Annotated in this window: 16 protein-coding genes; 9 read left to right on the top strand and 7 right to left on the bottom strand. The window is 68.9% G+C overall.

Annotated elements, in window-relative coordinates:
* Positions 1–28: 28 nt before the first annotated feature.
* Genes jaqu_RS06195 through jaqu_RS06205 form a run of 3 tightly spaced genes read right to left on the bottom strand, consistent with a single transcriptional unit; the run spans position 29 to position 2,524 of the window.
* Positions 29–799, bottom strand: a complete 771-nt coding sequence (locus jaqu_RS06195; protein ID WP_043918073.1) for an SDR family oxidoreductase — start codon at positions 797–799, stop codon at positions 29–31.
* A 31-nt stretch (positions 800–830) separates the two neighbouring features.
* Entirely contained in the window at positions 831–1,511 is a 681-nt protein-coding gene (locus jaqu_RS06200; protein WP_043918074.1) for a TIGR02453 family protein, read from the bottom strand.
* Entirely contained in the window at positions 1,508–2,524 is a 1,017-nt protein-coding gene (locus jaqu_RS06205; protein WP_043918075.1) for a Rieske 2Fe-2S domain-containing protein, read from the bottom strand. Before jaqu_RS06205 ends, jaqu_RS06200 begins: the two co-directional genes overlap by 4 nt.
* Before the next feature lie 213 nt (positions 2,525–2,737).
* Between jaqu_RS06205 and jaqu_RS06210 the strand changes: the two genes are divergently transcribed.
* Positions 2,738–3,676 (top strand): LysR substrate-binding domain-containing protein, encoded by a 939-nt coding sequence (locus jaqu_RS06210; protein WP_043918076.1) that lies wholly within the window; start codon positions 2,738–2,740, stop codon positions 3,674–3,676.
* 53 nt (positions 3,677–3,729) lie between these two features.
* Here jaqu_RS06210 and jaqu_RS06215 read toward each other — a convergent pair whose 3' ends face one another.
* Entirely contained in the window at positions 3,730–4,869 is a 1,140-nt protein-coding gene (locus jaqu_RS06215; protein WP_052500811.1) for an AI-2E family transporter, read from the bottom strand.
* A 362-nt stretch (positions 4,870–5,231) separates the two neighbouring features.
* On the opposite strand from jaqu_RS06215, the gene jaqu_RS06220 reads away from it, so the two are divergent.
* Entirely contained in the window at positions 5,232–6,317 is a 1,086-nt protein-coding gene (locus tag jaqu_RS06220; protein ID WP_084629469.1) for a sensor histidine kinase, read from the top strand.
* Here the strand turns inward: jaqu_RS06220 and jaqu_RS06225 are convergent.
* Positions 6,307–6,783 carry a group II truncated hemoglobin gene (locus jaqu_RS06225; RefSeq protein ID WP_043918078.1) on the bottom strand — a complete coding sequence of 159 codons (477 nt, stop codon included), beginning with the start codon at positions 6,781–6,783 and terminating at the stop codon, positions 6,307–6,309. The genes jaqu_RS06220 and jaqu_RS06225 overlap by 11 nt on opposite strands.
* Entirely contained in the window at positions 6,780–7,058 is a 279-nt protein-coding gene (locus jaqu_RS06230; protein ID WP_043918079.1) for a putative quinol monooxygenase, read from the bottom strand. The genes jaqu_RS06225 and jaqu_RS06230 overlap by 4 nt, the downstream gene beginning before the upstream one ends.
* 233 nt (positions 7,059–7,291) lie before the next feature.
* Between jaqu_RS06230 and jaqu_RS06235 the strand changes: the two genes are divergently transcribed.
* From jaqu_RS06235 to jaqu_RS06245, 3 genes are read left to right on the top strand one after another with little or no spacing between them, the layout of a single operon-like run.
* Positions 7,292–8,293 carry an SMP-30/gluconolactonase/LRE family protein gene (locus tag jaqu_RS06235; RefSeq protein WP_052500812.1) on the top strand — a complete coding sequence of 334 codons (1,002 nt, stop codon included), beginning with the start codon at positions 7,292–7,294 and terminating at the stop codon, positions 8,291–8,293.
* Between the two features lie 4 nt (positions 8,294–8,297).
* Positions 8,298–9,023 carry a gluconate 2-dehydrogenase subunit 3 family protein gene (locus jaqu_RS06240; RefSeq protein WP_052500813.1) on the top strand — a complete coding sequence of 242 codons (726 nt, stop codon included), beginning with the start codon at positions 8,298–8,300 and terminating at the stop codon, positions 9,021–9,023.
* A gap of 1 nt (position 9,024) precedes the next feature.
* Positions 9,025–10,794, top strand: coding sequence for a GMC family oxidoreductase (locus jaqu_RS06245; RefSeq protein ID WP_043918080.1), 1,770 nt, complete (start codon positions 9,025–9,027; stop codon positions 10,792–10,794).
* 3 nt (positions 10,795–10,797) lie between these two features.
* Here jaqu_RS06245 and jaqu_RS06250 read toward each other — a convergent pair whose 3' ends face one another.
* Positions 10,798–11,172 carry a winged helix-turn-helix transcriptional regulator gene (locus jaqu_RS06250; protein WP_084629477.1) on the bottom strand — a complete coding sequence of 125 codons (375 nt, stop codon included), beginning with the start codon at positions 11,170–11,172 and terminating at the stop codon, positions 10,798–10,800.
* Positions 11,173–11,289: 117 nt separating this feature from the next.
* On the opposite strand from jaqu_RS06250, the gene jaqu_RS06255 reads away from it, so the two are divergent.
* The 4 genes from jaqu_RS06255 to jaqu_RS06270 are packed head-to-tail and all read left to right on the top strand — an operon-like array spanning position 11,290 to position 16,368.
* Positions 11,290–12,777, top strand: a complete 1,488-nt coding sequence (locus tag jaqu_RS06255; protein WP_161793833.1) for an alginate export family protein — start codon at positions 11,290–11,292, stop codon at positions 12,775–12,777.
* Positions 12,777–13,340: a redoxin family protein gene (locus jaqu_RS06260; protein ID WP_201774354.1), complete on the top strand. Its 564-nt coding sequence runs from the start codon at positions 12,777–12,779 to the stop codon at positions 13,338–13,340. The genes jaqu_RS06255 and jaqu_RS06260 overlap by 1 nt, the downstream gene beginning before the upstream one ends.
* Positions 13,337–14,539 carry an MFS transporter gene (locus jaqu_RS06265; RefSeq protein ID WP_084629481.1) on the top strand — a complete coding sequence of 401 codons (1,203 nt, stop codon included), beginning with the start codon at positions 13,337–13,339 and terminating at the stop codon, positions 14,537–14,539. The genes jaqu_RS06260 and jaqu_RS06265 overlap by 4 nt, the downstream gene beginning before the upstream one ends.
* Positions 14,536–16,368 (top strand): amidohydrolase, encoded by a 1,833-nt coding sequence (locus jaqu_RS06270; RefSeq protein WP_052500814.1) that lies wholly within the window; start codon positions 14,536–14,538, stop codon positions 16,366–16,368. Before jaqu_RS06265 ends, jaqu_RS06270 begins: the two co-directional genes overlap by 4 nt.
* Positions 16,369–16,450: the final 82 nt, after the last annotated feature.

A 16,450-nucleotide genomic window follows, 5' to 3' on the forward strand; every position in this document is an offset into this window, starting at 1 on the left:
GCGGGCATACCTGGCGGAACGTTCCACCTTACTCCGGCCGTACGACCCACATCGGCGTGAACGCGGTGATCCCGCCGTCCACCGCGAGCTCGTGACCCGTCACGAACCCGGCCTCCGGGCTGGCGATCCAGGCGATGGCGCGGCCCATCTCCTCGGCGGTCCCGAAGCAGCCCATCGGGATGAGGTGCTCCAGGGTGGTGCGCTGTGCCTTGTAGGCCTCCTTGGGCATGCCGGTATCCGCATAGAGCATCGTCTCGGTCGGACCCGGCGAGACGGCGTTCACGCGGACGCCGCGCGGTGCCATCTCCTGGGCGAGGGAGCGGGTCAGGTTGGCGGCGGCGGCCTTGGCGGCACCGTAGGCGTGGCAACCGGGTCCGAAGAAGTCGTTGATGGCCCCGGTGATCAGCACGATCGACCCGCCCTCGGGGATGCGGTCCGCGAGCGCCTGCACGGTAAAGAGCGGCCCCTTCACGAGGACGTCGAACTGCGCGTCGAAATCGTCCTCGGTCTGGTGCGCGAGCGGCTGGAACCGCGCGAAGCCAGCGTTGAGAATAAGGATGTCGGGTGCGGCGCCGTGCGCGTCGAGCTGTCCGGGTAGCGCGCGAATGGCGGCTATGTCAGCCCCGTCGGAGACGATTGCCTTTCCTCCGACGTCCTCGGCGGCCGTCTTGAGCTTCTTCTCGTCCCGTCCGGTGAGGATCGCCGTGGCTCCGCACTCGGCGAGGAACTTTGCGGCGGCGAGGCCGATGCCGCTGGAGCCGCCGGTGACGAGGGCGGTCTTGCCGGTGAGGTCGGTCATGTCCGTGTCTTTCATCGTGTTGGAGAGGAGGTCAGCCGCGCGCGGCGCGCCCGAAGGCGATGAGCGGCGCGACGGCTAGCGCGGTCGCGGCGATGCGCTCGGGCGCGGTGCCGTCGAGCCATGCCGACTTCGGCAGGTCGCCCCGAACGAGCAGGCTCTTAAGCTTGAGTTCGTCCGCCAGCGGCCCATCGGCATGGTCGGCATAACCGCGCGGCATCGAGGTCAGGCTGTCGTCGCGAACCAGCGCGCCACCCCGGGCCTCGATCTCGGCCTTCGTGTCAGCCCGGTCGTCCGACTTCGCCACGATCCGGTCGCGCAGAACGTTTAGCGCCTTCGTGGGGAGCTTGTAGTATCCGCCCCCCGCCCAGCCGCCGTCGGGGGATAGCTCGACATAGACGACCCCGTCGGTCTCCTTCTTGGCACCCGACGGCGTCAGCAGGCCCGCGACGCTCTCGCGGTAGGGCCGCTTGTCCTTCGAGAAGCGAACGTCGCGGTTCATGCGGAACATCGTGTCCGCGCTGCCCATCAGCTCCATGTCGGTGCCTGGCAGCCGGGCGGAGACGGCATGCAGCGTCGCGGCAAAAGGGGCCTGGAGGGACGCCTTCACTTCGTCGCAGTGCGCGTCGAACCAGTCCTTGCTGTTGTCGGCCGCGAGCCCGTCCAGCAGATCGAAGGATTTCTGCGTGATCTTGGGCGTCTCGGTCTCGTTCATTCCGCGGCCTCCACCGCATCAGCCCCACGCGGCGGCAGGGTCGGCTCGACGAAGGTCTTCCAGTGGTAGCGCTGGAAGGCGATGGTGCTGGCGTCGGCTGGCATGGAAATCTCGGCCGTGGGCGCGGGCACGCGGGAGGGCCATGCGGTCTCGACGTTGCGCTTGTCCTCGTTGAGGACGACGATGTTGAGCTTGTCGGCGGCAGCCCAGGCCGGGTTGCCCCGCCCGAAGTTGCGGCGGGGCACGACGAACTGGTTGCTACGCCCCTCCGTCGTTGGCGTGCAGAAGATGTGAAGATACCATTCCTTCGGCACGCGCGCGCCGCCTTGCTTTGTCTCTCCCTTGACCGGGACCTTGGGCGACATGCCGTTGGGCGGCAGGAAGGCCAGCCAGCCCGCGTCGCTCTCGCCGCCGGTTACAGGGTCCGTCAGGCCCCAATCCATCTCGTAGGCCCCGCCGCCCGTCTCGCGCAAGTCGAGCTTCAGGTGCGCCGCGTCCACCTTGCCGATCTTGCGGCCCAGCCCCGCGCCGATGGTGCGGGCACGGACGAAGGGGATATGAGCGACGTCCAGCATGGTCTGGATCGCGCGGGACCAATGCGCATCCCATTCGCGCACGATCATGTCGCCATGCCATCCGGGCTCAGTCATTGAGGGCGGCAGCGAGGGCATAGGCGGGACAGCCTCGTCCACCTCCAGCACGCGGGTAAAAAGCCAGATCAGCCCGCCCGCCTCGCGCGCGGCCAGCCGACCGGCACGGACTTTGGCGGGCCGCTCGGCCCCCGTCACCAGCGGGATGGACCGGCAGACTCCATCGCCGCCGAAGCGCCAAGCGTGGAAGGGGCACTGGATCGCCCCGCCCTCCACCACCTTGCCGACCGACAGCTTAGCGGAGCGGTGGGGGCACTGATCGACCAGCGCCTGCACCGCGCCCTCGGCCCGCCAGAGCACGACGGGCACGTCGTCCACGGCGATCCCAAGAGGCTTCGACTTCAGATCATGGGAGAACGCCACTGGAACCCAATGATCTGGGATTGACGGAGACGGGACGCATCCTCGGGTCGGCGCGTCGATGGCATGAAGGGTCCTGTCGCTGGCGGTAATCTGTCCCTCTCGTTCGATTGGTCTGTCCCGGCGGTTGGACGACGAGATGGGGCGGCATACATCTTGGGACCAATAGAGATGTGCGATTCAGCCATCTCCGAACGGTTATGATTGGATCGCCCCATGGACCTGCGCCAGATGGGGATCTTCGCCATCCTCGCCGAGGAGCTGCATTTCGGGCGGACGGCGCATCGGATGCACACGGCGCAGCCCGTCATCTCCAAGGCCATCAAGGACATGGAGGCCGAGGTTGGCACCCGCCTCGTCGAGCGACCCTCGCGCAAGGTGGAGCTGACACGCGCAGGCCGCGCCTTCCTCGCCTCCGCCGAGGCGGCGCTTCAGCATGCGGATACCGCGATCCGCGCGGCGCGCACGTCGACAGAAGACGGGATCGAGCGGCTGACCCTCGGCCTCACCATCGGCGCCGCACAACCTGCGGCAGGCGATCTGGTTGCGCGCTTCCAAGCCGCGAACCCGGTCGCCGAGGTCGGCGTCATCGAGATCGACGAGGCAGGCCTGGGTCGCGCGCTCGCGGAAGGCGAGATCGATGCCGCCATCGCCTGGGACCGGTCCATCCCGGCCGGGCTGCACTCGCGCGAGGCCTTCGAGGTCGAGATGAAGGTGCTGCTACCCGAGGACCATCCGCTCGCCGCTCAAGCGGCGATCCGTACCTCGCAGCTCGACGGCCTGCCCGTCATCATGCCCGCCCGCGCCAAGCAGCCGATCCTCGCAGAGACCTACCGGGCTTATTGCGAAGCCGAAGGCGTCGCGCCCGCTTCGACCCTCGAGGTCTCGACGACGGCCGACCTCTTCGCGATGGTGTCAGGCGGCGCGGGCGTCGGCCATGCCCCGATGCCGGACGGCTTGGCCTATCCCGGCATCGTCATCCGGCCGCAAAGCCCGCGCTTCACCCTGCGCTACAATCTCGTCTGGGCGCGCGAGACGGAGACGGTGCTTTCGATCCTCGGGGTCCTGAACGCGATGCGGCCGCGGAGGGAACGCGAAAGGAACGGTCGCGATGCGACCGGCGCGGACGCCGACGCTTCGGCTGCCCTCGTATGACGTTCCGCTACCGCGTCATCGGAAGTCTCAGCCCGACCCACAGCCCGTCATCGTCAGCGATCTTCGCGTCCGGCGAGGAACTCACCGAACGGTCGCAGCGGCTCGACATGCTGGCACAGGACGCGCAGGCAGACGAGCAGGGGCACGGCCATGATCATGCCCATCACCGACCAGAGCCAGGCCCAGAACGCCACGGCGATCAAGATCACCACGGTGTTGAGGCGCAGGCGCCGACCGACCAGCCAGGGGGTGACCACCTGCCCCTCCACCGACGTTAGGGCGAAGTAGACGGCGGCCACGACGAAGGCGTCGAAGGCGGTAGGCAAGGTCACCAGGGCGACGGCGAAGGAGATTGCGACGCCCCCGATCGCGCCGAGGAAGGGCACGAAGTTGAGTGCGAAGGCCAGGAGGCCGAAGGCCAGCGGGCTGGGCATGCCGAGGAGCGCCATGGCGAGGCCGACCGCGAGACCCAGGCCCGCATTGATGACCGTGATCGACAGGAGGTAGCGCGAGACGTCGCGCTCGATGTCGTAGGCTATCTGGAGCGCGCGCTTCTTCTCGGTGAGCGTCGGCATCACGCGCACCAGCCGCTCGTAGAAGAGGCTGCCCGAGGCGAGGATGAAGAACGTGAGGATCAGCACGAAGACGGTCTGCGCCACGATTAGCGGCGCGCCGAGCGCCACTGTCGTCAACGGCCCCTGCTCCGCTATGACCACCTCCACCGGGGCCGCTTCGGTGCCCTCCCCGGATGCGGCGGCCTCCTCGATCTGGCGCCCCGCTTCGCTGACCGCTTCCGCGTAGCCCGCGAGGACGCGCAGCTTGCGCTCCGCCTCGCGGGCGATGCCGGGCGCATCCTCGAGCCAGCCGGATACCGGCAGCGCCAGCGAGAAGGACGTCGCGGCGAGACCCGCGAGCAGCCCCAAGACGATCGCCAGGGCCGCGACCGGCTCGGGCACACCACGCCGGCGGAACCAACGGCAGAGAGGGCTGAAGACGAGCGCGAGCAGGAAGGCCATGATGACCGGGACGACGAAGACCCGCGCGACGGCGAGCGCGGCGAGCACCGCCAGGATGGCCAGGACGATGATCGCCCAGCCGACGGCTGTCCCGAGCCCGGTGCCTGCGACCACAGTGCGGGTCTCCAGCGATCGTGGGTCGCCCCCTTCTTCCAGCGTTTCTTCTACGTTCGTCATCCATCTCGTCCCTTGCGGCGCCTCATCATCTAGCGCGGAAGGCGACGCCGTGGGTGGAAATCCTGGCTTAGGGCTGGCCGAGCCGAGCGGCGGACGTTCGGCCTGCAGAACTTGCAAAGCGTCCGCCCAATCAGTCTCGTGCACAAGATCGACCGTGTCGTTCCACGGTCCGCCGAACTACGGGACGCTGGTCCTTTCGCGGAAGGCAGTCTGGCCCCAATTCAGGCTCCCTCAATCCCCGTCAACTGGCCGTACAGGCGTGCCTGGCGACGATCTTGACACTGGAAGTGTGAGTTTTGGCGTTTCGTGCTACCGTCTAGCGATTGATACAGTCCGGTCTCCGCGCCGGGACCGAGGGGGCCATGCCAGACACACTACACGCCACGCCCGCCGTAGTGGTCCCGCCCGGAGCCGAACAGGACCCCGAGCACTTCCTTGAACGGATCGCGACCGTCGCGCCCGCGATCCTCTACGTCTTCGACCTGGAGACGATGGAGAACGTCTGGGTCAACCGTTCGCTCTTCGCCTATCTCGGCCACAGCGAGGCAGACATCCGCGCCATGGGCGACGGTATCATGAGCGATCTCATGCACCCGGACGATTACGCACGCTTCCCCGCCCACATCGATGTCCTCAAGGCCTTGAACACCGACGGGACCGCGAAATTCGAGTACCGGATGCGGACCAAGGACGGACGATGGGTCTGGCTGCATTCGCACGAGGCGCCCTACCAGCGGGCGGAGGACGGCACGGTGCGCCGTATTGTCGGCTCGGCTCACGACATCACCGCGATCAAGGAGGCCAGCGAGCGCGTCGAGCTCGTCTCCTCGGAGCTGCTGCACCGCGTGCGCAACATCTTCACCGTCGTCGGCGCGATGGTCTCGATGGCGGGGCGCAGCGCGCCGGAGGCGCGGGCGGCCTTCGACGATCTGCGCGGCCGCATCGGGGCGCTGTCGCAGGCCCACGACGTGGCGCTGCAGACGATCGACACGAGCCGCATCTCGGCCGGCGATATCATCGAGCGGACCTTGGCCCCGTACCGGCAGACCTCGCCTATCAAGGTGCGGGCCGAAGGCGTCGATGTCCTGACCCAGACTGCGGCGTCCCTCGGACTCGTACTACACGAACTGGCCACGAATGCGGTGAAGTATGGCGGCCTGCGCAACGGGGACGGCGGGCTCGACCTCAGCGTGACACGCGACGGCGACGCCTTCGAGATCGACTGGCGGGAGCGCATCGCGCCGCCCCTCGACGCCTCGGTCTTCGCGGCCTCGAAGGACGGGTTCGGCACGAAGATGATCCGCCAGGCCGTTCGGCAGCTCGGCGGAACCTTCGAGCGCCATCTCGAGGCCGACGGGCTGCACGTCACCATCCGCTTCGGGGAAACGGCAGCGGCTTTGGGAGCAGCCATTCGGTCGTCGACGCGCTGCGACCGGCTCAATCCTTAGCCGTCTCCGGCTGCCACGGGCCTCCGGTCTCGCCCCATCCCCATTCCGGCATCGGCGCATCCGCATCGACCTCCGCCCCAGGCTGCGAATTGATCACGGCGAGGCGCGAGCCCCATTCGAGATAGCAAACTAGAGCGGAGGCGAACTCGGGATCGTGGGGCACGTCCGCATCCTCGTAGGCGTCGAGCAGCAGCGTCATCCAGCGGCGGCGCTGCGCCTCGGTCAGATGCCGCCCCAGGTGATGCCGGATCATCTCCGGGTGCCCACCGTGATCCACGCTGTAGGCTTTGGGTCCGCCGAACACCTCGCCGATGAAGGCCGCGACATGGGCGGGGTGGCCCGCGTCCATCTTCGCGAAGACGGGTCCGAGCAGATCGTCCGCCTTCACGCGGTCGTAGAAGTCGGAGGTCAACGCGTTCAGCGCCTCCGACCCGCCGATCCAGTCGTAGAGCGTCGGCGCCGTCACGGCGCGGCCTCCAGCAGCTGCTCGTAGTGCCGCATCTCCTGGATGTCGTCGTAGAAAGGCTTCACCAGCGCGAAGAACTCCCGGAACTCGGGCGAGTCGCGAAAGCCCTTCATATGGTCCTCGGCGCTCGTCCATTCGAGCCGGAGGATAAACTGGGTCGGGTCTTCGACGCAGCGACTGAGGTCGAACGAGGTGCAGTGCGGCGAGGCCATGAGCGGCGCGCGCGCCGCGTCGTAGGCGGCGACGAAGTCGTCCGCTCCAGCGCGAATTCGCATCTAAGCTTCAGTGGGATCATACGCTATCGGCACGTTTCAAGGATCGAATGGAGCTTAATCACCACAAGTCGTGTGGAGCCTCCAGCGAGCCGCGGCACTCCCTTCGCTTCTGACGTCCCATCCGAACGGCACGTCTGTCCAACGCCGCCCAAGATCCGCCGCCTATCCTCGCGATCATGTCGGATCGCATCTTCTCCCCGAACAGTTCGGCTCTGCCCCGATCGTCACGTCGAATGCAGGCCGGCCGGTCCGGCCATACGGGCCTCCGCCCCGCCGCGCCGTCCCCGTGGCGGGATGCGGGGGCCCGAGCCCTCTTACCGAAATCCGTTGCGGTCTTTTTCGGCCTCGCTGCCACGCCGCTCGCCGCGCAGGACCTTCCCGCCGCCTGGGCCGTGGCGCCCGAGATCGTCGCCGAGACCTCGACCTATACCGAAGGCCTCGCCTTCGATGCGGATGGGGCGATGTTCTTCTCCGAACCCAGGCGCGGCGCGGTCACGCGGGTGGGCTCGGACGGGGCGGAAGGCGAATTCCTGACCCGGACTGGCGCCAATGGCCACGCCGTCATGCCAGACGGAACCCATGTCGTGATGACGCGTCCGGCGGTGCTGTGGCTCGACGGGGACGGGTCGGTCCTGCACGAGGTCGACGGCCTCGACGGGGGGACCTTCGTCTTTCCGAACGATCTCGAACTCGATGGTCAGGGCGGCTTCTGGTTCACCGACAGCGGCAGCCGCACCGAGGCGACGGGCGCGGTCTACCACATCGACGCCGAGCGGCAGGTGCGCCGGGTCGCGGACGGCCTCGCCTTCCCGAACGGGGTAATCCTGTCGGACGGGCGTCTTTTCGTCAGCCAGAGCCAGGCCAATGACGTGCTCGTCTTCGACGTGGCGGACGACCTGTCGCTGGGCCTCGCCTCCGTCTTCGCCGAACTCCCGCCCGAGGGGCTCGACGACGCCAAGGCCGCGCCGGACGGCATGTGCCTCGGGCCCGCGGGCCGCCTCTTCGTCACCCATCACGGGACCGGGCGCGTCCGGGCGCTCGACGCGGAGGGCGCGGACGCGGAGGGCGCGCTCGTCGCCTCCTACCGCACGGGCCTGCTGACCAACTCGAACTGCGCTTTCGGCCCGGACGGCGCGCCCTATGTCACCGGCTCCTTCGGCTTAGAGACGACGCCCGGAGCCATCGCTCGCCTCGATCTCTTTCCGCCAGCCACTGCCAGCCCGACGGAGGACTGACCCAATGCGCGACCATTTGACCACATTAGAAGCTCGCCCCAGCCGACGCGACCTGCTCGCGGGCGCCGCCGCGCTGTCCGCGACCGCAGCCTATTCCGCTGCACTGGCGCAGGGCGTTGGGGATCTGGCCGCCCTGCCGCACACCGCGGGAGGCTATCTCTTCTTCACCGATGCGGAGGCCACCGCCGTCGAGGCGATGGTGGACCGGCTGATCCCGGCGGGCGGCGTCGGACCGGGCGCCATCGAGGCCGGCGTGCCGACCTTCCTCGACCGGGCCCTGCGCGCGGGCTACGGGCTGGGCGAGGGACAGTATCTCGAGGGGCCGTTCCAGGCGGGCACGCCCGAGCAAGGCTACCAGCTGCCGCTGGAGCCGCATCAGCTTTACCGCGTCGCGCTGGCCGACATCGCGGATTGGGCACAGGCGGTCCACGGCGCCCCATTTGCAGAGTTGCCGCCCGCCACGCAGGACGATGCGCTGCGGCTGATGCAATCGGGGGATATGGCACTGGCAAACCTTCCTGCGGCCCTCTTCTTCGGGACCTTCTGGTTCGACGTCCGCACCGCATACTTCAGCGACCCGATCCATGGCGGCAATCGCGACATGGCCGCGTGGCGCATGGTCGGCTTTCCCGGCGCCTATACCGATCTGCGCCCATACCTGTCGGCCGACACTGCCATCGAGATCGAGCCCGTCTCGCTTGCGCAGGTCCTGAACCTCGAGGAGCGCTGAGATGGCCCGTACACTCCCCCGCACCGACGCCGTCATCGTGGGCTTCGGCTGGACCGGCGCCATCGCCGCCAAGGAGCTGACCGACGCCGGACTGTCGGTCGTGGCCCTCGAGCGCGGGCCCGCCTACGGACAGGACGACTTCGCCACGCGGCGGATGCATGACGGGCTTACCTATTCGGTGCGCGGCGGGCTGGCGACGCCGCTCGACCGCGTGACGCTCACCTTCCGCAACAACGGCGACCAGACCGCGCTGCCGATGCGGCGGATCGGGTCGTTCAACCCCTCCCAGGGCTTCGGCGGCTCGGGCAACACGTGGTCCGGCCACTCCCCCCGCGCCTACCCATCGGACTTCGTGCTGCGCTCGCACTACACCGAGCGCTACGGCGCGGACATCTTTCCCGAGCACATGACCTCCCAGGATTGGGGCGTGACCTGGGACGAGGTCGAGCCAGGCTACGACCGGTTCGAGAAGGTCGCCGCCGTGTCCGGCACGGCCGGCAACGTGCGCGGGGAGAGGCGCGAGGGCGGCAACCCATACGAGGGCGAGCGCTCCGACGACTTCCCCCTGCCTGCCTTCGAGCGCAACCGACCCGGCCGCCTCTTTATCGAGACCGCCCAGTCGATGGGCCTGAACCCGTTTCCCGTGCCGGTCGCCAATGCGTCCGAGGCCTACACCAACGCCTACGGCGTCGAGATGGGGCGCTGCGTCCTGTGCGGCCACTGCCCCGGCTTCGCCTGCGCCTACCAGGCCAAGGGCAGCCCCGTGAACTCCGTCATCCCAGCCATCGGCGGCGACTTCGAGGCGCGCTCCGAATGCGAGGTACTGCGGATCGAGCGGGCCGAGGACGGGCGCACCGTCACCGGCGTCACCTATCTCTCGCCCGCGGGCGAGGAGCTGTTCCAGCCCGCCGACATCGTGATCCTCGGCGCCTACGCCTTCGAGAATGTGCGCCTGTTGCTCCTGTCGGGCATCGGCGCGGCTTACGACCCGGCGACGGGCGAGGGCGTGGTGGGGCGCAACTACTCCTACCAGACGCTCGCCAACGTCGAGGCCTTCTTCGAGGGTGAGGCGATGAACCCGCAGATTGCAGGCGGTAGCCAGGGCACGATCCTCGACGACTACCAGTCGGACAATTTCGACCACGCGCAGGCCCTCGTCGACGGCCGGCCCTTCATCGGCGGCGGCTTCATCGGTCCATTCAACCTGGGCGCCGACCCGATCACCTACCACCCGACGGCGCCGGGCAGCCCGCCCTGGGGTGCCGGATGGAAGGAGGCGGTCGTCGCGGGCTACCAGAACCGCGTCGGGATCAACGTCCATGCCAGCGTGCAGAGCTACCGTGGCAACTACCTCGACCTCGACCCGACCTATCGCGATGCCTACGGGCGCCCGCTGCTCAGGATGACCTTCGACTTCCCCGACAACGAGCAGCGGATGATGCGTTTCCTCATGGACCGCGCCGAGGAAATCGCGCGCGAGATGGGAGCTTCGCAGGTCCGGGCCAACGGGCTGAAGGTGCCCTACGACATCACCGTCTACCAGACGACGCACAACGTGGGCGGCACGGCGATGGGGGCGGATCCGGGGACGAGCGTGGTCAACACCGCGCTCCAGCACTGGGACGCGCATAACCTGTTCGTCCTGGGCGGCTCCGTCTTCCCGCAGAACGTGGGCGTGAACCCGACGCCCACCATCGCGGCGCTGGCCTATCATTCGCTCGGGCGACTGACGGGCGAGTATCTCTCCGATCCGCGTCCCCTCGATGCCTGAGCGTCAGCCCCCGGGCGCGTCGCGCCAGCGATGCGCCCATTTCGCCAGCTCGATCAGGATGAGCCGCAAATCGCGCCCCTTCTCGGTCAGGCGGTATCCCCGCCCAGACGGGTCGCCCTCGACGATTCCATGGGCCGTCAGTTCCTTGAGCCGGGCCGACAGCGTGCGGTCGCTCAGGCCGGGGACGGCGTCGGCGATCTCGCGGAAACGGACATTGCCGTGGAACAGCGCGCGCACGATGGCCCCTGTCCACCGCCTGCCGACCAACTCGCCGGCTTCGTGGAAGGCTGGGTCGAACGCGCCCTGCCCAACTACCTCGGACCAGCCGGGCTTAACATCGGGCCCTGTCTCTGAGGGAAGCGGATGAGCATCGTCCATTCTTTGCATAATGCCCTGTCCGATAGGGGGAGCGCAAACCGGTTAGCGCAAGTGCAGACCATCCCTCGCCAAACCGAGACAATCCCGAACAATTCTCTGGGTGCGGCCTGTCTTGCAGTGGCCCTCGGCCTCGGATTGGCCGCTCCGGTGGTAGCGCAGCAGGGTTCGGACCTGCGCCCCTATGCGCCCGGCACGCCGCAACTGGGGATCGGCGGCACGCCCGACAGTCCCGCCAACGCGATCCTGCCGCAGGACGAGGATTGGTCCTGGTTGCGGACGGTGCCCCTGTCCGAGCGCAGCGCGGTGGATCGCCTGCGCTTCGTGCCGCTGAACGCGGACGGCTCGATTTATGCGAGCTTCGGCTTCGATGGTCGCTTCGGGTTCGAGTATTTCGACGATGCGACCTTCGGCGACCAGCCGGGCGATGACCTCGACTGGCACCTGCGTGCCAACTTGTTCGCCGGTGTCACCTTCGGCGATCGCGCCCGGATCTTCGGCGCCCTGAAGTTCGGCCAAGTCGAGGACAGCGATTTTCCGGTTCCTCCGGTCGACGACGACGGTCCCGACCTGCACCAGGCCTTCGCGGAGTTGTCCTTCGGCGACATGTTCGGGCTCTCCGTGCAGGACGCGTTTGTCCGCGTAGGTCGGCAGGAGCTACATTACGGGGCGGGTCGCCTCATCTCGATCCGGAACGGCCCGAACGTGCGCAACGATTACGACGGCGTACTGGCGCGCATCGCAGCCGGTGGCGTGATCGCCGACGCCTTCGCCTTCCGTCCGACCGAGAACGATCCTGGTCTCTGGAACAACAACACCGACGACACACGGGCGGTCTGGGGCCTCTATACGACGGCCCCGATCACGACCTTCGCGCCGAACGCATCCGGGCTCCTGGGACGCGCGAACCTAGATCTCTTCTACATCGGTTTCGACCGCGAGGTGAGTCCCTACGCCTTCCAGCCCACGCCGCTCGACGAAACGCGGCACACAATCGGTGCCCGGTTCTGGACCTCGGGCCCTCCGACCGACGGCTGGAACTTGGAGATCGAGGGCGGCTTTCAGTTCGGCGACGCGGACGGCCTCGCGGGCGGCGACGGCGACATCCGCGCGGGCTACCTTGCCGGCAGCGTCACCTACGGATACGCGGACACGCGCTGGACGCCCGTGATCGGGGTCGACTTCGGCATCAACACGGGCGACGACGATCCGACTGACGACCGTCTCGGCACCTTTCGCGCGCCCTTCCCGCCGGGCCGCTTCTTCGGCGAGGCGAGCCCTCTCGGCGCGGGCAACCTCATGGGTTTGCGGCCGGGGATCACCGTCTCGCCCTCCGACAAGCTGTCCCTGACCGCGCGCTACGAAGCCTTCTGGCGCGTCGAGACCGAGGACGGCATCTACGCCCCGCCGCAGGTTCCAATCCGCGGCAATGCAGGGGACGACCGCTTCATCGGCCAGGAGGTCGCGCTGCTCGCAAGCTACCGCCTCAGCGACACCGCCACCCTCGGCGGCTCCATCGCGCGCTTCGAGACGGGCGGGTACCTGTCGGACAACGGGCCGAACGAGGACGTGACGGCCGCCTCCCTCAAGCTCGACATCCGGTTCTGATGGCGATGGGACGACGCATTCCCGACGTCGTCCTACACACCCGCGTGCGGGACGAGGCTATCTCGCCTAACCCATTTCGCTGGGCGCCGATACGCGCGCCCGAGCTGATGGGTGAGGGCCGCGTCGCCGTGTTCCTCTTCCCGGCGGCCTTCTCGCCGACCTGCTCGGACAGCCACCTGCCGGCCATCGAGGAGGCCTATCGGGCCTTCACCGAGGCTGGATGCCGCGCCGTGTTCGGCATCGCGGTCAACGACGCGTTCACGATGCACCAATGGGGACGGCATCTCGGGATCGAGAAGGTCGCGCTCGTCCCCGACGGAAACGGCGATTTCGCCCGCCGCCTCGGCATGCTCGTGAGCCGGCGCCACCTCGGCTACGGCTTCCGCGCCTGGCGCTCGGCCTTCGTCGCCGAGGACGGCGAGATCGTCGCCTGGTTCGAGGAGCCGGGGATCGGCGACGACGGCGGCACCGACGACGATCCTTACGGCGAGACCGAACCGGCGAAGGTCCTGGACTGGCTGGAGGCCAATCCACGCGACGAAGCAGGCGGGGCAGGCTCGTGACCGGCGCTGCCGCATCCCAAGTTAAGCCCGGCGCCCGACAGATCACGCTGCTGCTGGCCGGCACGATGACGATAATGGCGGGCGCCACGATCTCGCCCGCCCTGCCGCAGATCGAGGCGGACGTGGCGACGGGGCCGAATGGCCCGCTGCTCACCCGGCTGGTGCTTACGATCCCCGCGCTCTTCACTGCGCTGACGGCGTTGGCCGCGGGCGCGATGCTGGACCGCTTCGGACGACGGCGCATCCTGGTCGGGGCGATCCTGCTCTACGGGATCGCCGGACCAGCCGGTGCGCTTGCCTCCTCGGTTGATCAGCTCCTGATCGCACGCGCCCTTCTCGGCGTGGCGGTCGGCGTGATCATGACCGCCGTCGTGACGCTGATCACGGACTACTACGACGGCCCGGCGCGCGGCACGGTGATGGGGCGGCAGGCGGCGTTCAGCGGCGGCTCGGGGATCGTGTTCCTGCTCGCCGGCGGTGCGCTCGCCGACCTGTCCTGGCGAGCGCCCTTCGGCCTCTACCTCCTCGCCTTCCCGATCCTGGCGATGGTCCTCGCCAACCTGGACGAGCCGAAGCGGACGTCGAACGCGACGCCCGATGCGCCGCTGGAGGCCCTGCGCCTCGTCCCCGTCGCCGGGCTCGCCGCGCTCGCCTTCGTTTCCATGGTGCTGTTCTACCTGACGCCGGTGCAGGTGCCCTTCCACCTCGCGGCTCTCGGCACCGCCTCAGGCACGGTCGCGGGCGGCGCCATTGCGACGCTGACGCTGACGGGTGCGATCGCGTCCGCGCTCTACGGCCGGGTCCGGGCGCGCCTCGGATACGGCGCGATCTTCGCGGTTCTCTATCTGTTGATGGCCTCCGGTTACGGCGTCGTGGCGACGGCGTCCGGCCCGTCGCAGGTCGTGGTCGGTCTGGCGCTCTTCGGCTGCGGCTTCGGCCTGCTGCTGCCCGCGCTCCAGTCGCTCGCGGCCGAGATCGCGACGCCCGCCAGCCGCGGCACCGTGATCGGCACGCTCACGACCGCGCTCTTCCTCGGCCAGTTCGCCTCGCCCTTCGCCGCACAACCGATCGTCGCGTGGCTCGGTAGCGGCGCGGCCTTCGCGCTCGCGGGAGCCGCGCTCGGGCTGCTCGCCATCGCATCCGGCCTCCGGACGCTCCTGACGCCGGACGCCCCTCACAATCGGGAGACCCCGTCATGACCACGGCACGCCTTTCCACCACCCGCCGCCACGTTCTCGCGGGTGGCGCAGCTCTCGCCCTTGGCGGCTTTGCGGGACGGGCGGCGCTGGCGCAGTCCGCCGCGCCGACGATCCTCGCGAACGCGCGTATCACTACGCTCGACCCGGCGAGGCCAGAGGTTGAGGCGGTGGCGCTCCGGGACGGACTCGTGATCGCAACGGGCACCGTGGCGGAGGTGCGCGCCGCATCACCCGACGCCGAGGAGATCGACCTCGGCGGCCGCCGTGTCGTCCCCGGCCTCAATGACAGCCATCTGCACGCGACGCGGGGCGCGCGGCTCTTTGCGCTCGAACTGCGGTGGGACGGGGTGACCAGCCTTGCGCGAGGGCTCGAGATGATCCGGGAACAGGCCGCCCGCACACCACCCGGCGAATGGGTCCGCGTCATGGGCGGCTGGTCGCGGCAGCAGTTCGCCGAACGCCGTCTGCCCACTCCGGCCGAACTGACCGAGGCCGCGCCCGACACGCCGGTCTTCGTCCTCTACCTCTATTCCCGCGCATTCCTGAACGCCGCCGGGGCACGCGCCGCCGGGCTGCACCGCGAGGGCGCTAAGGAGAGCCGCGAGACCCCCGGCCGCTACGAGATCACCGAGGATGGCGGCGCGATCCTCTATGCCGACCCGTCGAGCGCGACGATGAACCGGGTCATCGCCGAGCTGCGCGGCCTGGACGCGGCGGCCGAGCGCGCCTCGGCGCGTCACTTCTACCACGAATTGGCGCGGTTCGGCCTCACCTCGGCGGGCGACCTCGCGGGCGGCGGCCACACCTATCCGCAGGGCTACGCGGCCACCCTCGCCATGGCCGAGGCGGGCGAGATGGCGATGCGGGTGTCGAACTTCCTGCCTCCGCAGGAGCGTGGGCGCGAGCTGGAGATCCTGGAGGGCTACACCGAGCGATATGCGCTCAACATGAACATGGCCCTGCATCTGGAGCATGGCTTCACCATCGAGGGCGCGGGCGAGGCGATCGACCTGTCCTTTTACGACTTCGAGAACTTCATGGCCGCGCGCCCCGTCCTGCCCCGCGCAAGCGCCAACGGGCAGTTGCAGGCCATCGTCCGGCACCTGCTGCGCGAGCGCTGGCCGATCCGCGTCCACGCCACCTACGACGAGACGATCCGGCGCATGATGGACGTGTTCGAGGCCGCCCACGCCGCCGAGCAGGAGGCGGGCCGCGCGGGCTTCGCCGGGATCCGCTGGGCCGTGGAGCACGCCGAGACGGTCCGCCCCGAGACCATCGCGCGCATTGCGGCGCTCGGCGGCGGCATCGCGGTACAGGACCGCATGGCCTTCGCGGGCGAGGACTTCGTCGAGCGGTACGGCGAAGAAGCCGCCGCCGACGCGCCGCCGCTCGCCGACATCGTCGCGGCAGGTGTGCCCCTAGGCCTCGGCACGGACGGCACGAGGGTGGCCTCGTACAATCCCTGGGTCGCGCTGCATTGGGCGATCACGGGGCGCACGGTCGGCGGCACGGCGCTGCTCGCCCCCCGCCACCGCCAGTCGCGGATGGAGGCACTGTCGCTCTATACCGTGGGCTCGGCCTGGTTCTCGGGCGACGAGGCGCGCAAGGGCCGCCTCGCGCCCGGCCAATACGCCGACCTCGCCGTGCTGGACCGCGACTACCTAGCCGTCCCGCAGGACGAGATCGCCGGGACCGAGAGCCTGCTGACCATGGTCGGCGGACGCACGACCTACGCGGCAGGCCCCTTTGCGGGCATGGCACCGGACCTGCCCGCGATCAGGCCGGATTGGTCCCCTGTCGCCGCCTTCGGAGGATACCAGAATGGATGATCCCTGCCCCGTTCCGCATTCCCCTTCGAACCGAAAGGCCACCCCTATGCACCGCCTCCTGCCCCTCGCCGCCCTCCTCGCT

It is taken from the genome of Jannaschia aquimarina (genome assembly GCF_000877395.1).
In the GTDB taxonomy this organism is placed as follows: domain Bacteria; phylum Pseudomonadota; class Alphaproteobacteria; order Rhodobacterales; family Rhodobacteraceae; genus Jannaschia; species Jannaschia aquimarina.